A 21,953-nucleotide genomic window follows, 5' to 3' on the forward strand; every position below is an offset into this window, starting at 1 on the left:
CGACCGCAACCGCCGGCCCCTGACCGGCGGGGCCGGCCGGGCGGCGGGGGACGGGACTGCCGCACCGTCCTCGGGCGGCCTGCTCCAGTCCGCTGACCGCCGCGGCGTCCTCATGGGGCTGCTCACCGCCGGAGCGGCCGTCGTCGTCGGCAGCGTCATCGGCAACCGGGGTCAGGGCGGAACCACCCAGGACGTCACGCCCACCGGCAACACCGTCAACGCCACCATCACGGTGGAGGGCCTGCGGTTCGTGCCGGACACGGTCGATGTCACCCCCGGCGACCGGCTCGTCATCACCCTGGACAACACCGCCGACCAGGTCCACGACCTCGTCCTGGCCACCGGCCAGACCACCGGGCGCATCGCCGCCAGAGCCAAGGGCACCCTCGACGCCGGCATCGTCGCGGGTCCGATCGAGGGCTGGTGCTCCATCGCCGGCCACCGCGCCCAGGGCATGGTCTTCCACGTCACCGCGGGCGGGGCGGCCGCCGGCGCCCACCAGCACGGCGGTGGCCAGAGCAAGCCGGCCGGCTCCGGCAAGGACGCGGTTCCCGACTACTCGGCCCAGCTGCCTGCCGGCTTCAAGGCCTTCGACGCCGCCCTGCCACCGGCCCCCACCAGTCCCGACGGCGGCCCCATGACCCACCGGCACACCTTCACCGTCAAGGAGCAGGTCATGCCGGTCGGCGCCGGCGTCACCCAGCGGCGCCTGACCTTCAACGGGCAGGTCCCCGGCCCCGTCCTGCGCGGCAAGGTGGGGGACACCTTCGAGATCACCCTGGTCAACGACGGCACGATGAGCCACTCCCTGGACTTCCACGCGGGGATCACCCCGCCCGATCAGGCGATGCGCTCGATCAACCCCGGGGAGTCCCTCGTCTACACCTTCAAGGCCCAGCACTCGGGGATCTGGCTTTACCACTGCTCCACCTCGCCGATGAGCCTGCACCTGGCTGCCGGCATGCACGGGGCCGTCATCATCGACCCACCGGGGCTGCCGGCCGTGGACCGCGAGTACGTCATCGTCGCCTCCGAGGTCTACCTCGGCCCCGAGGGCGGCGAGCCCAACACGGACAAGATCGCCGCCAAGACCCCCGACCTCATGACCTTCAACGGGGTGGCCTTCCAGTACCACCAGCAGCCGCTCAAGGCCAAGGTCGGAGAGCGCGTGCGCTTCTGGGTCATGGCCGCCGGCCCCTCTCTTCCGACGTCGTTCCACACCGTCGGCCTGCAGTTCGACCAGGTCTTCTTCGAGGGGGCCTGGACCCTGGGCGGCCCGAACCGGATCGGGGCCGCCTGGTCCGGCGGCTCCCAGGCCCTCGGCCTGCAGCCGGCTCAGGGTGGATTCGTCGAGTGCGTTGCCTCCGAGCCGGGACACTACGTGTTCGTGACGCACTCCTTCGCCGACATGGAGAAGGGCGCTCACGGCGTCCTGGAGGTCAGCGCCTGAACCGTGGGCGCCTCAGACCAGGACTCGTAGCACCACCGAATGCCGCTTCGGCCCCGGGCGACTGTGCCCGGGGCCGAAGCCTTGCGATCTAGAAGTGGTGGACGGGTGGTGTTGTTGGAGCCGCGTGCTCAGGCGACGTCGGCGTGGACGATCTTGAGGTCCGGCTCCGCGTCGACGGGCTGAGCCGAGCTGATCTGGCAGCCGTCAGGACCGTTGGGCAGGAACTTGAGACGCTCGTAGGCGGCCGGGTCGGGGCCGACGACGGCCCGGAGGAAACCCTCGTGCATGGTGCACACCAGGTCGCGCGGCTGGTGGTTGCGGGTGATGAGCGGGCAGGAGCGCAGGACGACGCTGTCTCCGGAGACCTCCGGGGCGAAGCCCATGACCGCCAGGTAGGGGATGAGGGCGGTGACCCGGTCCACCTGCTCGCCGTCGACCGTGGGCTCAGCGATGGTGCCGGGGGTCAGCTCGGCCCACCGGCGACCGATCTCCAGAGCGGTGGCGCGGGCGTCCTCGCCCTCGCCCAGGGTGTCGGCGATCGCGTCGAGCAGCAGCAGGTAGGCGTCGACCATCTGCTGGGGGTCGGGTGCCGTTGAGGCGTAGCGCAGGGCCGGGCGGCCCCGCTTGCCCGTCGGCTTGGTGGACACCGTGACGAAGCCGGCGTCAACCAGGGCGTCGAGGTGCTCACGGACGGTGTTGTGGTGAAGGTTGAGTGCGCTGGCGACCTGAACGGCCGTCATCGCGTCGTTAGAAGCCTCCACGACCTCCAGGACGCGCCGGCGCGCCGCAGAGAGGTTGGCGCGTGCGGACAGGTCGCCCAGGGCGGGACGTGGAAGCGAAGGGGTCGGACGGTTGTGCATGTCCTGAGACTAACGCGCTTTCGCTTGTGGGAACCGTCAAAATCGGTGTGTAGTTGAATCCTGCAACGGCTACGTGATGTGACTTTTAGCACACCGTGTCCAATAGTGGCTCTGGCGGAACGTGAAAAAAGTCAGTATTGACGCCGTTTTTGCCGGGTCGTCGCCCTGTTCCAGGGCAAACGGCTCTCAGGGTTATAGGGCCTACTGTCGACGAAACTGTGACGTGCCCGGAAGGGCTCTGCGCGCCATCGGGAGTGCTTCAGGGGCGGGTGGGGTCCTCGGCCTCCAGTGAGGGGGCCAGCAGTCGGCGGAAGGACTCCACCCTCGCGCGCCGCTCCTCGCGGGCTGCCGAGGCTCCCGGTGCGTTCGGCCCGTCCGCTGCGCCAGTCCAGGCATCCAGGGCGCAGTCGACGACGCCGTCCTCGTGGGTGCACCCGCGCGGACAGTTCTCGGCCACGCGGGCCAGGTCCGGAAAGCCCCTCAGGACGTCGGCGCTGCCGACGTGGGAAACCCCGAAAGAACGCACGCCGGGGGTGTCGATGACCCAGCCGCCCCCGGGCAGTTCGAGGGCCTGAAGGCTGGTGGAGGTGTGGCGGCCCCGGCCGGTGACTTCGTTGACGTGTCCGGTGGCGCGGTCGGCCCCGGGCACGAGTGCGTTGATGAGCGTGGACTTGCCGACCCCGGAGTGGCCCACGAGGACTGAGACGGCGCCGTCGAGCAGCTGGCGGACCGCCTCGACGCCGTCGTCGGGCCGCTCGCCGCCGCTCTGGGAGGGGGCGGCTTCGGGCCCATGGGGGTTCAGTCGCGTGGCCAGGCAGTGCACGCCCAGGGGGCTGTAGAGGTCCGTCAGCGGAGCGGCGTCGGCCAGGTCGGTCTTGGTGAGCACGATGAGCGGCTCCATGCCGGCGTCGTAGGCGGCCACGAGGTATCGGTCGATCATGCGTGGGCGCGGCTCGGGGTCGGCCACGGCGGTGACGATGACGAGCTTGGCGGCGTTGGCGACGATCGCCCTCTCGGTGCCGGCGGCGTCCCCGTCCTCGGCGCTGCGGCGCAGCAGGGTGGTGCGCTCCTCGATGCGGACCATGCGCGCCAGGGTGCCCTTGCGGCCGCTGATGTCCCCGACGACGGCGACCCGGTCGCCGACGACGACCTTGCCCCGCCCCAGCTCGCGGGCCTTCATGGCGGTGATGTTGCCGCTGGAGTCCTCGGTGAGGCTTGGGTCATCCAGGCGGATCCGGTAGTGGCCGCGGTCGATACGGGTGACCAAGCCCAGGGCCGCGTCGGCGTGGCTGGGGCGCTGCTTGGTGCGCGGGCGCGAGCCCCGGCCGGGGCGGACCCTCACGCGCGGGTCGTCGGTGCCGATGTCGCGGCGGGCCATCAGGCACCATCTCCGGGGGTCTCCGGTTCACGGCGCGATGCGGTGGCGAGTCCGCTACCGCCCTCACCGGAGGTGGCCAGCATGGCGGCCCACAGGTCCGTGAAGCCGGGCAGCGTCTTGGAGGTGCACTCGACGTCGTCCAGGCTCACCCCGTCCACACTCAAGCCGATGATGGCGGCGAAGGTCGCCATCCGGTGGTCCGCGTAGGAGCGCAGCGCGGCACCGTGCAGCGGGGCGGGGCGAATGACGAGTCCGTCGTCGCTCTCCTCGGCGTCCCCGCCCAGGAGACGGATCTGGGTGGCCAGGGCCGCCAGACGGTCGGTCTCGTGCCCGCGCAGGTGCGCGATGCCGGTGAGGGTGCTGGTGTGGCCCTGCGCCCCGGCAAGCGCTGCCAGGGCCGCTACCGTGGGGGCCAGCTCGCCGACGTCGGACAGGTCCGTGTGGATCCCGGTCAGCCGCCCGGTGCCGTGGGCCGTGAGCAGTCCGTCGGTGAGTGTCACCTCTCCGCCCAGGCGGGGGAGGAGCTCGCGCCAGGCGTCACCGGCCTGGGTCGTGGCCGCCGGCCAGTGGGGGACGCTGACCCGGCCACCGGCCACGAGGGCGGCCGCCAGGAAGGGACCTGCGTTGGATAGGTCCGGCTCGATGGCCACCTCCCCGCCGCGCGGGCGACCGGGGTGGACCCGCCAGGTGCGCTCGCCGTCACCGGCCCCGAGGGCGGGCTCGTCCACGGCGATGCCCCGCTCGCGCAGCGTCGCCACTGTCATGCCCACGTGCGTCAGTGAGGGCACCGGCCCGGTGGGGGTGAGCTCCAAGCCGCCGGGCAGGAGTGCTCCCAGGAGCAGGAGGGCGGAGACGAACTGGGAGGAGGCCGAGCCATCGACCGCCACCCGGGCGCCCTCGGCTTGTAGGAGGGCGCCGTCGCCGGGGCCGACTCGGAAGGGCAGGAAGCCGGGCTCACCGAGGTGGGTGACGTCCGCGCCCAGGGTGGCCAGCGCGTCGAGCAGAGGCGCCATGGGGCGGCACCGGGCGGCTTCGTCCCCGTCGAAGACGACCGGGGCGTCAGCCAGCGCGGCCAGAGCGGGCACGAAGCGCATGACGGTCCCGGCCAGGCCGACGTCGATGCGTCCGACGCCGTCGGATCCGGTCTGCACGTGCAGCGGCAGGGGAGCCGGCGTGACGCGCAGGCGCGTGCCGGTCTCGTCGAGGTTCTCGAAGCGTGCACCGAGCACGCTCAGGGCAGCGAGCATGAGCTCGGTGTCGCGCGAGCGCAGGAGCCCGGTGAGCGTTGTCGGCGCATCGGCGATGGCGGCCAGCAGCAGGGCCCGCGCGCTCAGCGACTTCGACCCCGGCAGCTCCACGACGGTCTCGAGCGCCCCCGCCGCCACCGGCGCCCGCCAGGCTGCGGACTTGGAGAATGAATCCATATCCTCAGTATGCCAGAAAGGTGTAGTGTGTCAGTGTTCCGTGAAAAAGACTCAAAGGGGTGTCTTGCGTGTCGCTCGAAGATGAAGTCTCCAGGAAGTTGAACTGCATGCGGGAGAAGGAGGAGAAAGACCTTCAAGCCGCAGCTGATAGAAATGCTGCGGAAGCGAAGAGAAGAGGAGAGTTGAGAGGTCCATTAAAGGAGCTTGCTTCCTATTTAAAGAAGATCGAGTTTCCTGACTTACCTCTTTATGTGATGACAGAAAAGCGAAAGGGTTTGTTTGTTGGGGAGTATCGATACTATGAGTGTGTGGGTAATGGGTGGGCGTTCAGTCTACATGAGTATGACGTGGAATATGATTCTTTCAGGTGTGACCAATTCTTGTCTGTGGAAGGGGAGATGTTTACGGGAGGGGAGATGTGGTCGACGGAATTCCACTTCTGTGAGCCCTCGAAAGAGCCTAAGAGGACCGGATTACCTAACTCTATGCATCTCTGCTTCAGCTCTGGGAAGATGGTTGAGTCTCCTCTATGGGATATAGAGACTCTTCTGGGGAGGGGGAGTGACATTATTGCAAAAATAATTCACTCGCGACCTGGCATGCCTCCTGGGTGTAAGCCGGGAGTTCTTGGTTATTTGGGGAGTTACTGAAGCGTTCTTGATGAGCTCTCTCAGGGGTGTTTTGAGATTCCTGGAGGTTTATTTGTGGCGCCGGGTGGAAGGTTATTGTGTGCCTCGAAGGTTTGAGTCGGAGGGCCGAGGTGCGAATGTGGAAGTGGGATAAGAAGGGTCGGCGGGCTCGAATCGTCAGAAGCCTGCGTTATGTCGCCGGCGTGTCCACAGGAATGACATTGGACCCTCAGTCCACAGATTCGATCCAGCAGATCGTTGTGATTCCAACGATCTACCCGCCTGTCGCGCGTCAAGATCCTTCCAATGTTATTTCTGTGGACACCGAAGGGGCGACGCGCTCACCGCAGACCGAGGAATACTGCAGTCATGCAGCAGACAGAGGTGTATTCGCAGCATCTGTCGAAGGCGCTGCGACCTGCGCAGATGCTGGCGTCGGCCAGCTCTGCGAATAAGTCTCCTGATGTTCTTCGAGGGGGATTGAGTGTCCTCGCTGAGCTCGCCACATTTTATTGCAGGGCCTCGATGACCGCGTTGAGGGTGGTTGACGGCCGCATGGCGGCGTCGGTCAGGGCCGCATCCGGGCGGTAGTAGCCGCCGATGTCCACCGGGGAGCCCTGGACGGCCAGCAGCTCGGCCTGGATCGTGTCATTGAAGGCCTCGAGCTGCTGGGCGATCGGGGAGAAGACGGCGGCGAGCTCGGGGCTGGTCTCCTGCGCGGCCAGCTCGCGGGCCCAGTACAGGGCCAGCCAGGCGTGCGAGCCGCGGTTGTCGATCTGTCCCAGGCGGCGTGCCGGGGAGCGGTTCTCCTCCAGCAGCCGGGCCGTGGCGGCCTCCAGGGCGTCGGCCAGGATCTCGGCGCGCTCGTTGCCGCTGACCTGGGCCACGTGGTGGAAGGCCTCCGCCAGGGCCAGGAACTCACCCAGGGAGTCCCAGCGAAGGTAGTCCTCCTCGAGGAGCTGGCGCACGTGCTTGGGGGCCGAGCCCCCGGCGCCGGTCTCATAGAGGCCGCCGCCATTCATCAGCGGCACCACTGAGAGCATCTTGGCGCTCGTGCCCAGCTCGAGGATGGGGAAGAGGTCCGTGTTGTAGTCGCGCAGCACGTTGCCGGTCACCGAGATCGTGTCCTCGCCGCGGCGGGCGCGCTCCAGGGACAGGCGTGTGGCCGCCACCGGGTCCAGGACGCGGATGTCCAGGCCCTCGGTGTCCTCATCTGCCAAGTAACGATTCACCAGGTCGATGAGGACGGCGTCGTGCCCGCGCTCGGGGTCCAGCCAGAAGACGGCAGGGGCGCCGGTGGCCCGGGCCCGCGTGACCGCCAGGTGCACCCAGTCGCGCACGGGAGCGTCCTGCGTGGTGCAGGCCCGCCAGATGTCGCCGGTGGCCACCTCGTGGGACAGCAGCACCGCACCGGGCTCGGCGCCCGCCCCCTCGACCACGACGACCTCCACGGTGCCGTCGGCCGGGATGAGGAAGGTCTTGTCGTGGCTGCCGTACTCCTCGGCCTTGCGGGCCATGAGACCCACATTGGGCACCGAGCCCATGGTGGCCGGGTCCAGAGCCCCGTGGGCGCGGCAGTCATCGATGACGGCCTGGTAGACCCCGGCGTAGGAGGAGTCCGGGATGACGGCGAGCGTGTCCGCGGTCTGGCCGTCCGGCCCCCACAGGTGGCCGCCGGCCCGGATCATGGCGGGCATGGAGGCGTCGATGATGACGTCACTGGGCACGTGCAGGTTCGTGATGCCGCGATCGGAGTCCACCATGGACAGGCGCGGTCCGGCGGCCAGCTCGGCCTCGATGGCGGCGCGGATCTCCTCGCCCTGGGGCAGCGAGTCCAGGCCCGCCAGGATCGAGGCCAGCCCGTCCTCGGCCCGCAGACCCGCCTCGGCCAGGGCCCTCCCGTAGGTGGAGAAGACCCCCGGCAGGGCGGCGCGCACCGCGTGACCGAAGATGATCGGGTCGGAGACCTTCATCATCGTGGCCTTGAGGTGCACCGACAGCAGCAGGTCCTCATCCTTGGCGGCGGACACCTGCTGGGCGAGGAACTCATCCAGGGCGGCGGCACTCATGAAGGTGGCGTCCACGATCTCCCCGGCCGTCACCGGCAGTGACTCCCGCAGAACGATCGGCTCGCCGCCGTCGGCCGGGCGCAACCGGATCTGCAGGGTGCCGGCCTCGGGCACGACGACGCTGCGCTCATTGCGCCGGAAGTCCCCGGCCCCCATCGTGGCCACGCGGGTGCGAGACTGGGGCGACCAGGCTCCCATCGAGTGCGGGTGGGAGCGGGCGTAGGCCTTGACGGCCGCCGGGGCGCGCCGGTCCGAGTTGCCCTCACGCAGGACGGGGTTGACAGCGCTGCCCTTGACGGCGTCGTAGGCGGCGCGCGCCTCGTGCTCGGCGGGCGAAGCCGGGGAATCGGGGTAGTCGGGGATCTCGTGGCCCAGGGCCTGAAGCTCGGCGATGGCGGCCTTGAGCTGGGGCAGGGAGGCCGAGATATTGGGCAGCTTGATGATCGTGGCCGCCGGGGACTGGGTGAGTTCACCCAGGCGAGCCAGGTCGTCGTCGGCCAGGGAGAATGCCGCCAGGATGCGTCCCGCCAGCGAGATGTCCGCCGTGCCCACGCTCACGCCCGCCTGCTGGGCGAAGCCGCGCACGATCGGCAGGAAGGAATGGGTCGCCAGCATCGGGGCCTCATCGGTCCAGGTGTAGATGATGTCGGGCTGGGCGGCCTGCTCCGACTGGGGTGACTGGCTTGCCTGAGCCGGCTGGGCGGACTGGACGGTCATGAGTGCTCCCTAGCGTGTCGATGACGTGTCTGCGCGTGGTGGTCAGTGGTGCGGCGTGTCAGGGCGCCGCGACCGGTCGGAAGTGGACCGGGGCGAGAGTAGCCGCCGCCTGTGACGCCCAGGTGACAGGTGCCGGGGCGCTCCGGAAGGTGACGGTGACGAGCCGACATCGGACCCGTGCCCGGAGCCAACGGGTGACGATCCGGGGTCGACCAGAGTGACTCAGGCAGTCACGTAGCGCTGCTGAACGGCCTCGTTGGCGGCCTGCATCGCCTCGCGCTGCTGGCGGGCGTTGCGCACCTGCCAGGCCAGGGACGGCCTGCCCTGACGGTCGACGGCGGCCAGCGCGAGCCCGGCCCCCAGGGCGGCCCCGCGCAGCAGCCCGGAGAGGGCCTCCTTGCGGGCCTGCGTCCCCTTGACCGCCCAGACGGGGTTGTTGACCACGGTGAGGGGCACATTGAGGGCCGCCAGGATGGTGGCGTTCGTGCGGGGTGCCCGGCCGGTGGCCAGCCCCAGCCCGGCCACGAGGCTCACGGCACCCGAGGCGCGGGTGAGCAGCCGGGCGTCGGAGGCCAGCACGGGCGGCAGACCGACCCGCTCCAGCGTCGGGGCGACCTTCTCAAACTTCTCCACGTGGCGCGAGGGGCGCACCAGGGCGTCGAGTCCATCGACGATGAAGGGCGCGGCGAGCATGGGGCGGGCGAAGGAGCGCAGAATGTTCATGCCCCCATCCTGACCTACGCGGGCGGCTCGGGCCAGCGATATCGCTGCTCGAACGTGGTGCGTGCCTCGCTCAGGGCGGACGGGGAATGAAATCGGGGCGCCATCGTGTTGGCCGGGACATGAGCATCCAGCAGTCGATCGCGTCGCCGACGAGCCGGACCGCCCGCCGGCGGGGCGCACCGCCGAACGGGCCGCGCGGCCGCCGAGAGCGGCCCGACCGACAGGACCGGCGCCGCCTGCGCCGGGATCTGTCGGGAGGACCCGCCCCGATCACGGAGACGATGACCAAGATGATGACCGAGACGATGACCAAGGCTCGTGGCGTCGGTCGGGCCGAAGACTCCCTGGGCACGTTAGGCTCATGGCTGATGACGGACATCGACGACCACACTGATGAGATCACCCTGGATGAGGTGATCGATCCTGACGATGGCGCGCGCGATCTGGACCGGGCGCCGGCCGATGAGGACGAGGCCGCCCGGGCCGCCCGCTTCGAGGCCGAGGCCCTGCCCTACCTTGACCAGCTCTACGGCGCCGCCCTGCGCATGACCCGTAACCGGGCCGATGCCGAGGACCTCGTGCAGGACGCCTACGCCAAGGCCTTCGGCTCCTTCCACCAGTACCGGCCCGGCACCAACCTCAAGGCGTGGCTGTACCGGATCCTGACCAACACCTTCATCAACTCCTACCGCAAGAAGCAGCGTGAGCCGCTCCAGTCCGACGCGGAGACGGTCGAGGACTGGCAGCTGCACCGGGCCGCCTCCCACGACTCGGTGGGGCTGCCCAGCGCGGAGAACCTCGCCCTGGACGCCCTGCCGGACTCCGACATCAAGGACGCCCTGGGCCAGCTCACCGAGGACCGGCGCCTGGCCGTCTACCTGGCGGACGTGGAGGGCTTCTCCTACAAGGAGATCGCCGAGATCATGGACACGCCCATCGGGACCGTCATGTCCCGGCTGCACCGAGGTCGCCGCCAGCTGCGCGAGCTGCTGGCCGACTACGCCCGAGAGTACGGATACGGGGAGGAGGAGAAATGACAGACCGCATGGAATCGGGAACCCCCGGTGACAACAGCGCCGAGCCCACCAAGGACCCCAAGAGCGCGGACGGCTCCCAGGACTGCTCCTGCGCCGAGGCCCGCGCCCACCTGGAGGCCTTCCTCGACCGTGAGTGCACCGCCGACCTGGCCGAGCGCCTCGCCCAGCACGTGGCCACCTGCTCGCACTGCTCCCGCCTCGCTGACGCCGAGACCCACTTGCGGGAGATCCTGCGCTCGCGGTGCGCCGAGCAGGCCCCTCCCGAGCTGCGCGCCCGGGTCCTGGGGCGCCTGTCGGCCCTGCGCGCCACCGCGGTGAGCGTGACGACGACGTCGACCACGACTCGGACCCAGGCCTCCGCCTCCGGGCGGGTCGTGCGCGTCGTGGAGTCCCGGGTCGAGTCCTCCCGGACCGTCCGCTTCGAGCACGACTGAGGGAGCAGCCGGGCCCCGGCTGTGACGTGCGCCGACGTGTGGTCGCCTTCACCGGCTGGTCAGCGGCGCCAGACTGGCCCAGGCGCGCCGCCGTGTGCGAGAATCAGCGGCGTTCCGTGCCCCCTCGTGGGGCGAGTCAAGACACGAGGAGGCAGTGATGAGCAAGCGCGGTCGTAAGCGTCGTGCACGCGCCAAGTCCAGCGCCAACCACGGCAAGCGTCCCAACGCCTGAGCCGGGTAGCGCACTGAGCGCAACGCCCTGAGACATACAGACGTCGGCCGGTCACCACTCACGGTGACCGGCCGACGCCGTTCTTAAGCCGTCCCGCAACCGCCCTGGTCAGGCGCCGGTTCGCGCTCGCAGTTTGGGTCCTATGGCCTTGACGGTGATGAGACGCTGAGGTGTGAGCCACGGAACACGGCCTGATTCGTGGTGAGGGGTACTGTCCATCCTCTCACCGAGGAACCCGGTGGTGTCTCGTAGGTATGGCCTTGCCGGCTCCTCCTCAACGACGGCGGTGTGACATGAACCTGAGGAATCTGACAGCACCAGACCAGTGGACACTCTCTGACAACTCGCTCCTGCGGCGCATCCTCGTGTGCTTCCTGGGGGAGGTGATCACGGCGGTCGGGATCGCGATCTGCCTGGAGGGCAAGAGCGGCGTCGACCCGTTCACTGCCTTCCTGCAGGGCATCTCCCACGTCTCTGGGATCTCCTTCGCGGCGATCGTCCCGATCGTCAACATCATCATGCTGATCCTCGTCTTCCCCTTCGACCGGTCCATCTTCGGTCTGGGGACGGTCATCAACTTCACCGTCGTGGGCGTCCTCGTGGACTATTTCCGCCCGATCTACCGCAGCTTCTTCCACGTCGAGTACTCCGTCGGCAGCATGCTCCTCCACCTGGCGATCGGGCTGCCGCTGTTCTGCCTGGGAGTCTCCATGTACATCACCTGCGACCTGGGCCAGTGCCCCTATGACGGGATCGCTCCCTCGCTCAGGCGGCACTTCCCGCGCTACCGCTACCGCGCCTACCGGCTGGTCCAGGACATCATCACGATCTTCCTGGCCCTGCTCCTGATCAGGTTCGACCTCTCACTGGGCATCGTCGCCCTGGGCACGGTCATCATGGGCTTCTTCATCGGCCCCATCGTCGGTTTCTTCAACAACCACATCTCCAACCGCCTGGTGGGGATCAGCGGCGACATCTTCGCCGCCTCCGAGCCGTCGTCTGACGAAGGCTCCCCGGCGCCTGCCTGACCGGCGGGTATCGAGGCCTCAGGACTCGGGGCGTTCGACGCCGAGCCACTCGTACCAGCCGCGGTGCAGCACCAGCCAGGCCAGCAGACCGTACCCGGCCTGGCCCGGGTGCGTGCCGCCGGCGGCGGCGACGTCGGCTGTCCACTGCTCGTGGTTGCGCAGCGGCTCGAAGGCGTCCACGTAGGGCACGTTGCGCCGCAGGCACACCTCCTCGGCGGCCTGGGACAGCTGGGCGGTGGCGTCGGGGTCGGCCTCCGGCAGGGGAGGGGGCCCGACGACGAAGCACTCGCGGTGGTCGGAGGCGGCAGTGTCGAGGATATTGGCCAGGGCCAGGCGGGAGCGGGCGTAGGAGATGCCGGCGAGCACGTCGGCGACCCCCAGCCCCACGACGAGCCGGTTGATGCCGGTGTGCGTGGAGCGCCGGGCCACCTCGGGCCCCCAGCGGTCGGACATCTGCGCCGTCGTCTCACCGGGAACCGCCAGGGAGGTCCACAGGATGTCGGCGTCCCGGGGCGTGCGGGCCATGACCCGGCCCGTCCATCCCAGGGCGCGCCCGTCACCATGACCGGCCACCAGCTCGTCACCGATGAAGCTCAGCCTCGTCTCACGCATGACAGCGCCTCCTCATGCCTCATGATCCCTCATGCTGTCTTGACATTATCGTGATCTTGCGTTGTAACGGTGGAGGCTGACGGCATTTCGGCGGGGCTGACCCGGGACGGTCTGGTGGACCGGCCTCGTCTCAGTGGCGGGTGAAGGCCTGGCGGAGGATCTCCTCCTGCTGGGCGCGGTGGAGACCGGCGGTGCCCACCGCAGGGGCGGCGGCCTCGGGCCGGGAGACCAGCGTGGGCAGGACGCCACCGGTCAGGTCGGTCGGCAGGTTGAGCGCCAGGTAGGGCCACATGCCCTGGTTGGCGGGCTCGTCCTGGACCCACACGAGCTCGGCCCCGCTGAAGGGGGCCAGTGCCTCGGCGATGGCCGAGCTCTCCAGCGGGTAGAGCTGCTCGAGGCGGACGATGGCCGTTCTCGTGTCCCCGGTCTTGGTCCGGTGGGCCAGCAGGTCGTAGTAGACGCGACCCGAGCACAGCAGCACCCGGTCCACGCCCTGTTTCTGCGCCGAGGCCAGGACGGCGTCGTCGGTCTCCCCGATGACCGGCTGGAAGGTGCCGGAGGTGAAGGCCTCCACCGGGGAGCAGGCGGCCTTCAGACGCAGCAGCTGCTTGGGGGTGAAGACGATGAGCGGGCGGCGCGGGCGGGTGTAGGTGTGCTCGCGCAGCAGGTGGAAGTAGCTGGCGGGCGTGGAGGGCTGGGCCACCAGCATGTTGTCCTGGGCGCACATCTGCAGGTAGCGCTCGATACGGGCCGAGGAGTGGTCGGGTCCCTGCCCCTCCTGGCCGTGGGGGAGCAGCATGACCAGGCCGGAGCGCTGCCCCCACTTCTGGGCGGCGGAGGTGACGTACTCGTCGATGACGGACTGGGCGCCGTTGGCGAAGTCGCCGAACTGGGCCTCCCACATGGTCAGTCCCTCGGGGCGCTCCACGGAGTAGCCGTACTCGAAGGCCAGGGCGGCGTACTCACTGAGCAGGGAGTCGTAGATCTCCAGGGGCGCCTGGTCCGGGGTCAGGAAGCTCAGGGGCGTCCACTCCTGCCCGGAGGTGTGGTCGTGCAGGACGGCGTGGCGCTGGGCGAAGGTGGCGCGGCGGGCGTCCTCGCCGGCCAGTCGGATCGGCACGCCCTCCATGAGCAGGCTCCCCAGGGCGATGAGCTCCCCGAGCCCCCAGTCGATGCCGCCCTCGCGGGTGGCCTCGCGGCGCTTGGAGAGCATGGCCTGGAGCTTGGGGTGGACGGTGAAGGACTCGGGCCAGGCGACCTGGGCGTCGCCGATGCGCTCGACGACGTCGCGCGGCACGGCCGAGGTCCAGCCGAGCATCATGCCGGTACCCGCCCGCTGGGAGTAGGGGATCTCCAGGGAGGACAGGGGCACGCCCACCTTCGTGGGGTCCGATAGGTCCTGTGTGGAGGTGTCGGTGGCGTCCCCGGCGTCGTCGGAGCCCGTGCCCCCGGTGACCTGGATGCGGGCCTCGGTGAAGACCCGCTCCAGCTCGTCCTGGTAGCTCTTGGCGATCTCCTGGGCCTCCTGCGGGGTGATGTCGCCGCGCCCCACGAGGGCGGCGGTGTAGACGCCGCGGGTGGAGTCCAGCGAGTCGATGAGCCGGTACATGAGCGGCTGGGTCATCGAGGGGTCGTCGCCCTCGTTGTGGCCGCGCCGTCGGTAGCAGATGAGGTCGATGATGACGTCCTTGTGGAAGGTGCGTCGGTACTCGTAGGCGTGGCGGGCGGTGCGGGCCACCGTCTCGGGGTCGTCGGCATTGACGTGGAAGATCGGCACCTGCAGGCCCTTGGCCAGGTCGGTGGCGTAGATGGTGGAGCGGGCCGAAGCCGAGCCGGTGGTGAATCCGATCTGGTTGTTGACGACGATGTGGACGGTGCCGCCGGTGCGGTAGGCGGGCAGCTGGCTCATGTTGAGGGTCTCGTAGACCACGCCCTGGCCGGCGAAGGCGGCGTCACCGTGGACGAGGACCGGCATGACCGTGTAACCCTTCTCGCCCAGACCGATGCGGTCCTGCTTGGCACGCACGATGCCCTCGACGACGCCGTCGACCGTCTCCAGGTGGGAGGGGTTGGCGGCCAGGGAGACGCGGGTGGAGACGCCGTCGGTCCCGGAGAAGACGCCCACGGTGCCCAGGTGGTACTTGACGTCGCCGGTGCCGGCGCCCTCGATGACGCCGTTGCCCTCGAACTCGTCGAAGACCTGGCCGTAGGACTTGCCGGCGATGTTGGTGAGCACGTTGAGGCGGCCTCGGTGGGCCATGCCGATGACGACCTCGTCGAGGCCGTCGTGGGCGGCGGCGTCGAGCAGGCGGTCCAGGGCCACGATGAGGGACTCCCCGCCCTCAAGGCTGAAGCGCTTCTGGCCCACGTACTTGGTCTGCAGGAAGGTCTCGAAGGCCTCGGCCTGCTCCAGCTTGGTGAGGATCCGACGGCGCTCCTCGTCGGCGATGTCCTCCCAGTCGCGCTCAAGCCGCTCCTGCCACCAGGCGCGCTGGGCCGGGTCCTGGATGTGCATGTACTCCACGCCCACGGTGCGGCAGTAGGCGTCGCGCAGCATCCTGAGGATCTCGCGCAGGGTGGCCCGGTCGCGCCCGCCCAGGCCCCGGGTGGGGAAGGAGCGGTCCAGGTCCCACAGGCTCAGCCCGTAGGAGGTGATGTCCAGGTCGGGGTGGCGGCGCAGGCGGTAGGTGAGCGGGTCGTTGTCGGCGGCCAGGTGGCCGCGCTGGCGGTAGGCGTGGATGAGCTCGGCCACGCGCGCCGGCTTGCCGGTCTCCAGCTCGGGGTCGTAGGTGGTGTCGCGCACCCACTTGACCGGCTCGAGGGGGATGCGCAGGGACTCGAAGGCCCGGTTCCAGAAGCCGTCCAGTCCCAGGAGCTTGCGCTCCACCAGGCGCAGGAACTCGCCGGAGGCGGCGCCCTGGATGACGCGGTGGTCGTAGGTGGAGGTCAGAGTGACGACCTTGCCAATGGCCTGGCGGGCCAGGGTGTCGGGGCTGGCACCGGCGAAGGCGGCCGGGTAGTCCATGGCGCCGACCCCCACGATGAGCCCCTGGCCGGGCATGAGGCGCGGCACCGAGTGCAGGGTGCCGATCATGCCGGGGTTGGTCAGGGTCACGGTGGTACCGCGGAAGTCGTCAAGGTCCAGCTTGTTCTCGCGGGCCTTGGCCACGAGGGCCTCGTAGGCCTCCACGAACTGGGACAGGTCCATGAGGTCGGCCTGCTTGATGGAGGGCACCAGCAGACGGCGCTGCCCGTCGGAGCCGGGCACGTCGATCGCCAGGCCGAAGGCCACGTGGGCGGGCTCGTGCAGGACCGGCTTGCCGGCCTCATCGACCCCGTAGGAGACGTTCATCGAGGGCATCTCGGTCAGGGACTCGACGACCGCCCAGCCGATGAGGTGGGTGAAGGAGACCTTGCCGCCGCGGGTGCGGGCCAGGTGGGTGTTGATGATGGAGCGGTTCTCAATGAGGACCTTGGCGGGCACGGCCCGGGCGGAGGTGGCAGTGGGCATGGACAGGGAATCGTCCATGTTCTTAGCGGTGCGGGCCGCCGCACCCTTGAGCCTGGTGGTGCGGTCCTCGTAAGCGTCACCGTCCTGGTCGTGAGCGGGGTGGGCGGCCTGGCGCTGGGCGTAGGGGGAGGTCGGGGGTGCGGTGTCCGACGGCGGGGCCGGCGGCAGGTCGGAGCGCGTGACGTCCTGGACGGCGGAGGAGCGGCGCAGGGAGGAGGCGGCCTGGGGCGTGATGGTGGCCCGGCGTGGCCCACCGGCGGCCGACGACGCCGAGCCGTTGGAGGAGGCAGGGCCCGGTTGGTGCAGGCCGGCACTCGGATCGGTCTCGAAGAGCTCGCGCCACTGGGGACTCACGGAGGAGGGATCCGCCGACCAGGCGGCCCGCATCTCCTCCACCATCCACTCGTTGGCACCGAAGCCTGGGCTGATCTGGTCCTGCGTGGGCACGTCGGGTCTCCTCGGAGCTCGTCAGTCTCCCGTTCCGACACTGGGAGCCTCAGCGGGACCCCGGGGGAGGAACGGCGGTGTTCACCTGACATCCTAGAAGGTGAAGGGCGTCTCATGCGAGCAAACACGGGACCAAAGACACATGCGTGTCCTGATCCGCCACGCCGCTCTGCACCGGAGTTGTGGCGGGACCGGAGGAGGGGCGCGGTGGTACCGTTCGGTCACTATGCGATCGGCTTTCCGCCGGGCCTCAAGGCGCCGCACCCGCACGCACCGCGCCTCCTCGCCCGCCTCTGACCAACCCCACCCCGACTCGTCCGCCTCCAGCGTCCACGCCGAGCCCCACACGGGGGAGGGGCCCGCATGACCGACTGGCTCATGATCGCCGTCGGCGTGGTCCTCACCGTGGGCACCGCCCTGTTCGTGGCCGGTGAGTTCTCCCTGGTCGCCCTTGACCCCTCCACCGTCGAGACCCGCGCCGCCACCGGCGACAAGCGTGCCACCACTGTCCGGCGCGCCCTGGGGCGACTGTCCACCCTCCTGTCCGGAGCCCAGGTCGGTATCACCCTGACCACCGTGCTCCTGGGCTACACCATGCAGGCGGCCCTGGCGAACCTGCTCACCGGCCTCATGAGCCACTGGCTGGCCACCTCCGTGGCCACCGGCGCCGCAGTCGTCATCGCTCTCATCATCGTCAACGCCTTCTCCATGGTCATGGGCGAGCTCATCCCCAAGAACGCCACCCTGGCCGACCCCATGCGCGCCGCCGGCCTCGTGGCCCCCTTCCTCATGGGCTTCACCACCCTCCTCAAGCCCCTCATTGTCCTGCTCAACGGCGCCGCCAACGCCGTCCTGCACGCCATGGGCATTGAACCCGCTGAGGAGCTCAGCGGCACCCGCAGCGCCGGCGAGCTCGCCTCCCTCGTGCGCCACAGCGCCGAGGAAGGCACCCTCGATGCCTCCACCGCCACCCTGCTCACCCGCTCCATCGGACTGGGGGCCCTCACCGCCGTCGACGTCATGACCGACCGCGGCCGCCTTCACACCCTCGAGGCCGACGACTCCGCCGAGGACGTCGTGCACCTGGCCCGCGCCACCGGCCACTCCCGCTTCCCCGTCATCGGCCGCGACATCGACGACGTCATGGGCATCGTCCACCTGCGCCGCGCCATCGGCGTCCCCTACGAGCGGCGCGCCGACGTCCCCGTCGCCTCCACCTCCCTCATGACGCCCGCGCCCCGCGTCCCCGAGACCATGCCGCTGGCCAACCTCCTCGTCGAGCTGCGTGCCCAGGGCTCCCAGATGGCGATCGTCGTCGACGAGTACGGCGGCACCGCCGGCGTCGTCACCCTCGAGGACGCCGTCGAGGAGGTCGTCGGAGACGTCGCCGACGAGCACGACCGCCGCCGCGCCGGCGCCCACCTCGACCCCTCCGGCCACTGGGTCGTCCCCGGGTGGATGCGCCCCGACGAGCTCGCCACCCGCGCCGCCATCCAGGTCCCCGACGACGGCCCCTACGAGACCCTCGGTGGCCTGGTCATGACCGAGCTCGGCCGCATCCCCGCCGTCGGCGACGTCGTCGACCTGCCCCACGCCTCACTGACCGTCGACGCCATGGACGGCCGCCGCGTCACCCGCCTCCACGTGCGCCCCAAGGACCCCGAGGTCGCCCCCGGAAGTCGAGGACCAGAGGAGGAGCGCCGATGAGTACTCCGCTCGCCCTCCTGTACACCGTCATCCTCCTGGCCGGCAACGCCTTCTTCGTTGGCGCCGAGTTCGCCGTCACCTCCTCACGCCGCAGCCAGCTCGAGCCACTGGCCGAGGCCGGCGACGCCCGTGCCACCACCGCCCTGTGGGCACTGCAGAACGTCTCACGCATGCTGGCCACCGCCCAGCTCGGCGTCACCCTGTGCTCCACCGGCCTGGGCGTCGTCGCCGAGCCGGCCATCGCCCACGCCCTGGAGCCCCTGCTCGCGGCCGTCGGCGTCGGGCACGCCGGCTCCCATGCCGTCGCCGTCGTCATCGCCCTGGTCATCGTCGTGGGCCTGCACGTTGTCGCCGGGGAGATGGTGCCCAAGAACATCTCCATCGTCTCCCCGGAGAAGGCCGTGCGCTGGCTCGCCCCGCCCCTGGTGTGGTGCTCGCGCGTCTTCAGCCCCGTGGTCAACGCCCTCAACGGCTTCGCCAACGGGGTCCTGAGGGTCCTGGGCATCGAGGCCAAGGAGGAGATCGCCGCGGCCTTCAACGCCGAGGAGGTCGCCTCCATCGTCGAGCGCTCCACCGCCGAAGGCGTCCTGGAGGACTCCACCGGCCTGCTCAGCGGCGCCCTGGAGTTCTCCGAGGAGACCGCCGGCAGCGTCATGGTGCCCCTGAGCGAGCTCGTCACCCTGCCCCAGGACTGCACCCCGGAGGACGTGGAGCGGGCTGTGGCCTCCACCGGCTTCTCCCGCTTCCCGCTGGTGGCCGACCCGGCCGCAGTTGAAGAGGGGGAGGAGCCCGTCATCACCGGCTACCTGCACCTCAAGGACATCCTCTACGCCGACGGCGCCGAGCGCACCGAGCCGGTACCCGCCTGGCGCGCTCGCGCACTCGTGCCCGTCGGCTACGACGACGAGGTCGAGGAGGCGCTGGCGGCCATGCAGCGCTCGGGGGCCCACCTCGGGCACGTGCGCAACGCGCAAGGGCGCTTCATCGGGGTCCTCTTCCTGGAGGACATCCTCGAAGAGCTCGTCGGCGAGGTTAACGACGCCATGCAGCGTGAAGAGCACCAGCGCCGTGATTAAATCGTGATTTAACGGCCGGAATCGGCGGATTCCCACAACATGGGCCGCCTGGGGCGACCATTGTCGATCGCTGCTCCAGCGCTGGTGGCCAGGCGCTGATTCCTTCGTATGGCACGCGAATCCGGTTAGCGGCCGGCTGGTCGGATGGAACCCCTGGGGTTTGTGTGAGAAGTGCAGGTCACACAAAGGTGTGCTGGTTCTCCTGGCAAGACTCACAGCGGACCGCTACTGTTTTAACCGAGTACAACCCAGGCTGTCGCTCTGGCAGCCACCATGTCGCCACAGCCGGGAGACCGGCCGCAACGACTTCCCTATGACACTCAGCCACCTGGAGGCTTCCCGCGTGACCCCGCAGCCCATGAGTCGACGCCAGCGTCGCGAGGCGGAACGTGCTGCCGAAGCTGCTCGCCAGGTCGCTGAGGCGCAGGCCGGAACCGCCCCGTCGTCACCGTCGACGACGCACACCACCCACGTCGCCGGAGCCACTCGCCGCTCACGTCGAGACCTTCACACTCACCGCGCCGAGAACGCTGCCGCCTCCAGCCCCGTCACCGCTCCGAGCCCATCGGCTCTCCCTGACGTCCCGGTCGCCCCGCAGAAGCAGAACCACCCGCAGCGGCCCGTGGCGCCGGCAGCGCCTGTGACGCGCCCAGGGAGCGGTTCAGCGCCGTCGGTCCCCGCAGAGTCGGCGCAGCCCCAGCCCGTCGTACCGATGAGCCGTATGGCCCGCCGGCATCGGAGCACCATCGAAGAGCCCGAGCCCACCTCCCAGCAGCCCTCGCAGACGCCGGCGGCTCAGGCGCACGGCGCCGCATCTGCGGCCCCCTCCGTCTTCACCTCCTCGCCGCAGGTCACCGGTGACACTCGCCCCACCCGGCGCTCCCGCAAGGAGCTGCGCACCGCCCAGGCCTTCGAGGACCCCGAGCAGACGCGGGAGAATCCCGCTGTCCAGAGCCCCGTGCAGCCCCAGGCTCATCGCCCCGAGGGCCACTCCGAGCTCCACCACGACCAGCACCACTCGCATCGTGGCGACCAGGCCGCGCCCGCCGCGGCACCTTCAACGCCCTCGGCGCTGTCGCCCCTGGTTGCAGCCTCACTGGCCGAGTCCACCTCAGGGTTCGAGCCGGCAGCCGCTCACCCCGCCGGTGCCACGCCGTGGTGGGCCGCTAGTGGCACACCTCCTGCTTCGCCCAGCGACGCACAGCGTCACGGTCATCGGCACGCAGCCGCGCAGACCGCCTCCGCCGAGCCGGAGATCGGGGCGGCCTCCGAGCCCGCCTCCCGATCCGCGGGCCGTCGCCGGCAACGCGCCTCCGCCGCAGCCCCAGCCTCGACCGCCTCGGCCAAGCCCGTCGTCGCCGCCACGTCCCACCACACCGCCTCCTTCGACGTCCCTGGCGCGCAGGCGGACCACCCCGCCGTCCAGACGCCGCAGGCTGAGCCGTCAGCGCTCGCGGAGCAGGCTCCCTCCGCTCCCGAGACGCCCCACGAGATCCGCTTCTCGCAGCGGATTACGGACTTCCGAGGTGCCGAGACCATCGAGGTCCCCGAGGTCCGCAAGATCATGGCCGCCCGCAAGGCCGGGGTGCCGCTCGCGGACGAGGAGACCATCCGCGCCATCAAGGCCGCCCGGAGCACCAAGAAGACCAAGTCCGAGAAGACAGCCACCCAGGCCAAACGAGGCAAGGCGGCCGATGAGGCCGTCGCCCCGACGTCGTCGGCCCGGAGTACGGCAGTATCGAAGCCGGAGGCCCACCGCGACTCCTCGACCGGACCTGCCCCCGCCCGTCCCGCCCGCCGCCGCACCGGCTCCGGGATTCTGGGGCGCACCGCCGTCCTGTCGGTCCTGGCCGTCGCCACGGTGCTCGCCCCCCTGTCCAGCCACCTCGACAACACCCCACTGGCCTCGGCCGCCATGAAGATGCACTCCAACGGCTCCGCCACGCAGAGCCCGGCCGCCGGCGGCACAAAGGCATCCTCCGTGGCCAGCGCCGTGCTCGGCAGCGACGACCTGGACGAGGACTCCGACACCCAGCTGTCCAACGTGCCCGACGCCGCCACCCGGGCCCGGATCCGTGAGGCCTTCCAGAACGCCGCCAAGACCTGCTCCTCGGCCACAGGAGCCTCCGGCGACACCACCGCCTTCAGCTCCAAGCCGCAGCTGTTCTACCCGATGCTTCCGGGCACCTACGAGATCTCCTCCGAGTACGGGTACCGCACCCACCCCACCCTCGGCTACCGCAAGCTGCACGCCGGGCAGGACATGGCCGCCCCCGTGGGGACGCCCATCTACGCGGCCGCCGCCGGCACCGTCACCACCGCCGGCATGGTCGATGGCACCGGAACCATCACCATCAAGCATGAGATCGACGGCCAGGTCTGGTACACCAGCTACCTGCACATGTACGAGGACGGCATCCACGTCAAGGTCGGTGACACCGTCACGGCCGGTCAGATGATCGCCGGCGTGGGTAACACGGGCCGGTCCTCCGGTTCTCACCTGCACTTCGAGGTGCGCACCAAGGACGACACCGCCGACGAGTCCACCGTGGAGCCGTGGGGCTGGCTCAAGCAGCACAACGCCGTCGAGCTCACCACCAACTGCAGCTGAGGGAGACC

The 21,953-nt window shown here is 69.9% G+C and carries 16 protein-coding genes; 9 read left to right on the forward strand and 7 right to left on the reverse strand.

Annotated features, from left to right (window positions below):
- The coding region (locus HMPREF3165_RS03705) for a multicopper oxidase domain-containing protein (protein WP_256274914.1) at window positions 1-1,450 on the forward strand (1,450 nt) is incomplete at its 5' end.
- A gap of 128 nt (window positions 1,451-1,578) precedes the next feature.
- On the opposite strand, the gene HMPREF3165_RS03710 is transcribed toward HMPREF3165_RS03705, so the two are convergent.
- From HMPREF3165_RS03710 to aroA, 3 genes are all read right to left on the reverse strand, one after another.
- Window positions 1,579-2,310 carry a helix-turn-helix transcriptional regulator gene (locus HMPREF3165_RS03710; RefSeq protein WP_070510916.1) on the reverse strand — a complete coding sequence of 244 codons (732 nt, stop codon included), beginning with the start codon at window positions 2,308-2,310 and terminating at the stop codon, window positions 1,579-1,581.
- 259 nt (window positions 2,311-2,569) lie between these two features.
- Window positions 2,570-3,688, reverse strand: coding sequence for a ribosome small subunit-dependent GTPase A (rsgA, locus tag HMPREF3165_RS03715; protein ID WP_070510918.1), 1,119 nt, complete (start codon window positions 3,686-3,688; stop codon window positions 2,570-2,572).
- Complete coding sequence (gene aroA, locus HMPREF3165_RS03720; RefSeq protein ID WP_070510920.1) at window positions 3,688-5,112, reverse strand: 3-phosphoshikimate 1-carboxyvinyltransferase; 1,425 nt, start codon at window positions 5,110-5,112, stop codon at window positions 3,688-3,690. Before aroA ends, rsgA begins: the two co-directional genes overlap by 1 nt.
- Before the next feature lie 68 nt (window positions 5,113-5,180).
- Here aroA and HMPREF3165_RS13195 point away from each other — a divergent pair, with 68 nt between their 5' ends.
- A complete protein-coding gene (locus tag HMPREF3165_RS13195) occupies window positions 5,181-5,762 on the forward strand; it encodes a hypothetical protein (protein WP_141745004.1) in 582 nt (193 codons plus the stop codon).
- 488 nt (window positions 5,763-6,250) lie between these two features.
- Here HMPREF3165_RS13195 and HMPREF3165_RS03725 read toward each other — a convergent pair whose 3' ends face one another.
- Together HMPREF3165_RS03725 and HMPREF3165_RS03730 are read right to left on the reverse strand one after the other, a co-directional pair.
- Window positions 6,251-8,527 carry an NADP-dependent isocitrate dehydrogenase gene (locus tag HMPREF3165_RS03725; protein ID WP_070510921.1) on the reverse strand — a complete coding sequence of 759 codons (2,277 nt, stop codon included), beginning with the start codon at window positions 8,525-8,527 and terminating at the stop codon, window positions 6,251-6,253.
- Between the two features lie 222 nt (window positions 8,528-8,749).
- Window positions 8,750-9,250: a DoxX family protein gene (locus tag HMPREF3165_RS03730; protein ID WP_070510923.1), complete on the reverse strand. Its 501-nt coding sequence runs from the start codon at window positions 9,248-9,250 to the stop codon at window positions 8,750-8,752.
- Between the two features lie 368 nt (window positions 9,251-9,618).
- On the opposite strand from HMPREF3165_RS03730, the gene HMPREF3165_RS03735 reads away from it, so the two are divergent.
- The 4 genes from HMPREF3165_RS03735 (at window position 9,619) to HMPREF3165_RS03745 (ending at window position 11,981) form a co-directional block, all read left to right on the forward strand.
- The gene (locus HMPREF3165_RS03735) at window positions 9,619-10,287 is read left to right on the forward strand and encodes a sigma-70 family RNA polymerase sigma factor (protein WP_010613374.1); all 669 of its coding nucleotides are present in this window, start codon (window positions 9,619-9,621) and stop codon (window positions 10,285-10,287) included.
- On the forward strand, window positions 10,284-10,721 hold the full coding sequence (rsrA, locus tag HMPREF3165_RS03740) for a mycothiol system anti-sigma-R factor (RefSeq protein ID WP_070510925.1): 438 nt from the start codon (window positions 10,284-10,286) through the stop codon (window positions 10,719-10,721). The genes HMPREF3165_RS03735 and rsrA overlap by 4 nt, the downstream gene beginning before the upstream one ends.
- A gap of 157 nt (window positions 10,722-10,878) precedes the next feature.
- Entirely contained in the window at window positions 10,879-10,953 is a 75-nt protein-coding gene (locus HMPREF3165_RS14005) for a 50S ribosomal protein bL37 (protein WP_370538935.1), read from the forward strand.
- Between the two features lie 293 nt (window positions 10,954-11,246).
- The gene (locus HMPREF3165_RS03745; RefSeq protein WP_040321417.1) at window positions 11,247-11,981 is read left to right on the forward strand and encodes a YczE/YyaS/YitT family protein; all 735 of its coding nucleotides are present in this window, start codon (window positions 11,247-11,249) and stop codon (window positions 11,979-11,981) included.
- A gap of 18 nt (window positions 11,982-11,999) precedes the next feature.
- Here the strand turns inward: HMPREF3165_RS03745 and HMPREF3165_RS03750 are convergent, their stop codons facing one another.
- Both HMPREF3165_RS03750 and HMPREF3165_RS03755 read right to left on the reverse strand, forming a co-directional pair.
- Complete coding sequence (locus tag HMPREF3165_RS03750; RefSeq protein ID WP_003785741.1) at window positions 12,000-12,593, reverse strand: GDSL-type esterase/lipase family protein; 594 nt, start codon at window positions 12,591-12,593, stop codon at window positions 12,000-12,002.
- Between the two features lie 130 nt (window positions 12,594-12,723).
- Window positions 12,724-16,551 carry a multifunctional oxoglutarate decarboxylase/oxoglutarate dehydrogenase thiamine pyrophosphate-binding subunit/dihydrolipoyllysine-residue succinyltransferase subunit gene (locus HMPREF3165_RS03755; RefSeq protein ID WP_070510927.1) on the reverse strand — a complete coding sequence of 1,276 codons (3,828 nt, stop codon included), beginning with the start codon at window positions 16,549-16,551 and terminating at the stop codon, window positions 12,724-12,726.
- A 363-nt stretch (window positions 16,552-16,914) separates the two neighbouring features.
- On the opposite strand from HMPREF3165_RS03755, the gene HMPREF3165_RS03760 reads away from it, so the two are divergent.
- From HMPREF3165_RS03760 to HMPREF3165_RS03770, 3 genes are all read left to right on the forward strand, one after another.
- Window positions 16,915-18,258: a hemolysin family protein gene (locus tag HMPREF3165_RS03760; protein ID WP_070510929.1), complete on the forward strand. Its 1,344-nt coding sequence runs from the start codon at window positions 16,915-16,917 to the stop codon at window positions 18,256-18,258.
- Complete coding sequence (locus HMPREF3165_RS03765; RefSeq protein WP_070510931.1) at window positions 18,255-19,334, forward strand: hemolysin family protein; 1,080 nt, start codon at window positions 18,255-18,257, stop codon at window positions 19,332-19,334. The genes HMPREF3165_RS03760 and HMPREF3165_RS03765 overlap by 4 nt, the downstream gene beginning before the upstream one ends.
- A 343-nt stretch (window positions 19,335-19,677) precedes the next feature.
- Window positions 19,678-21,945 carry a peptidoglycan DD-metalloendopeptidase family protein gene (locus HMPREF3165_RS03770; RefSeq protein ID WP_256274927.1) on the forward strand — a complete coding sequence of 756 codons (2,268 nt, stop codon included), beginning with the start codon at window positions 19,678-19,680 and terminating at the stop codon, window positions 21,943-21,945.
- The last annotated feature ends 8 nt before the right edge of the window (window positions 21,946-21,953 follow it).

Origin of the sequence: Actinomyces sp. HMSC08A09 (genome assembly GCF_001807465.1) — a bacterium.
Classification (GTDB): domain Bacteria; phylum Actinomycetota; class Actinomycetes; order Actinomycetales; family Actinomycetaceae; genus Actinomyces; species Actinomyces oris.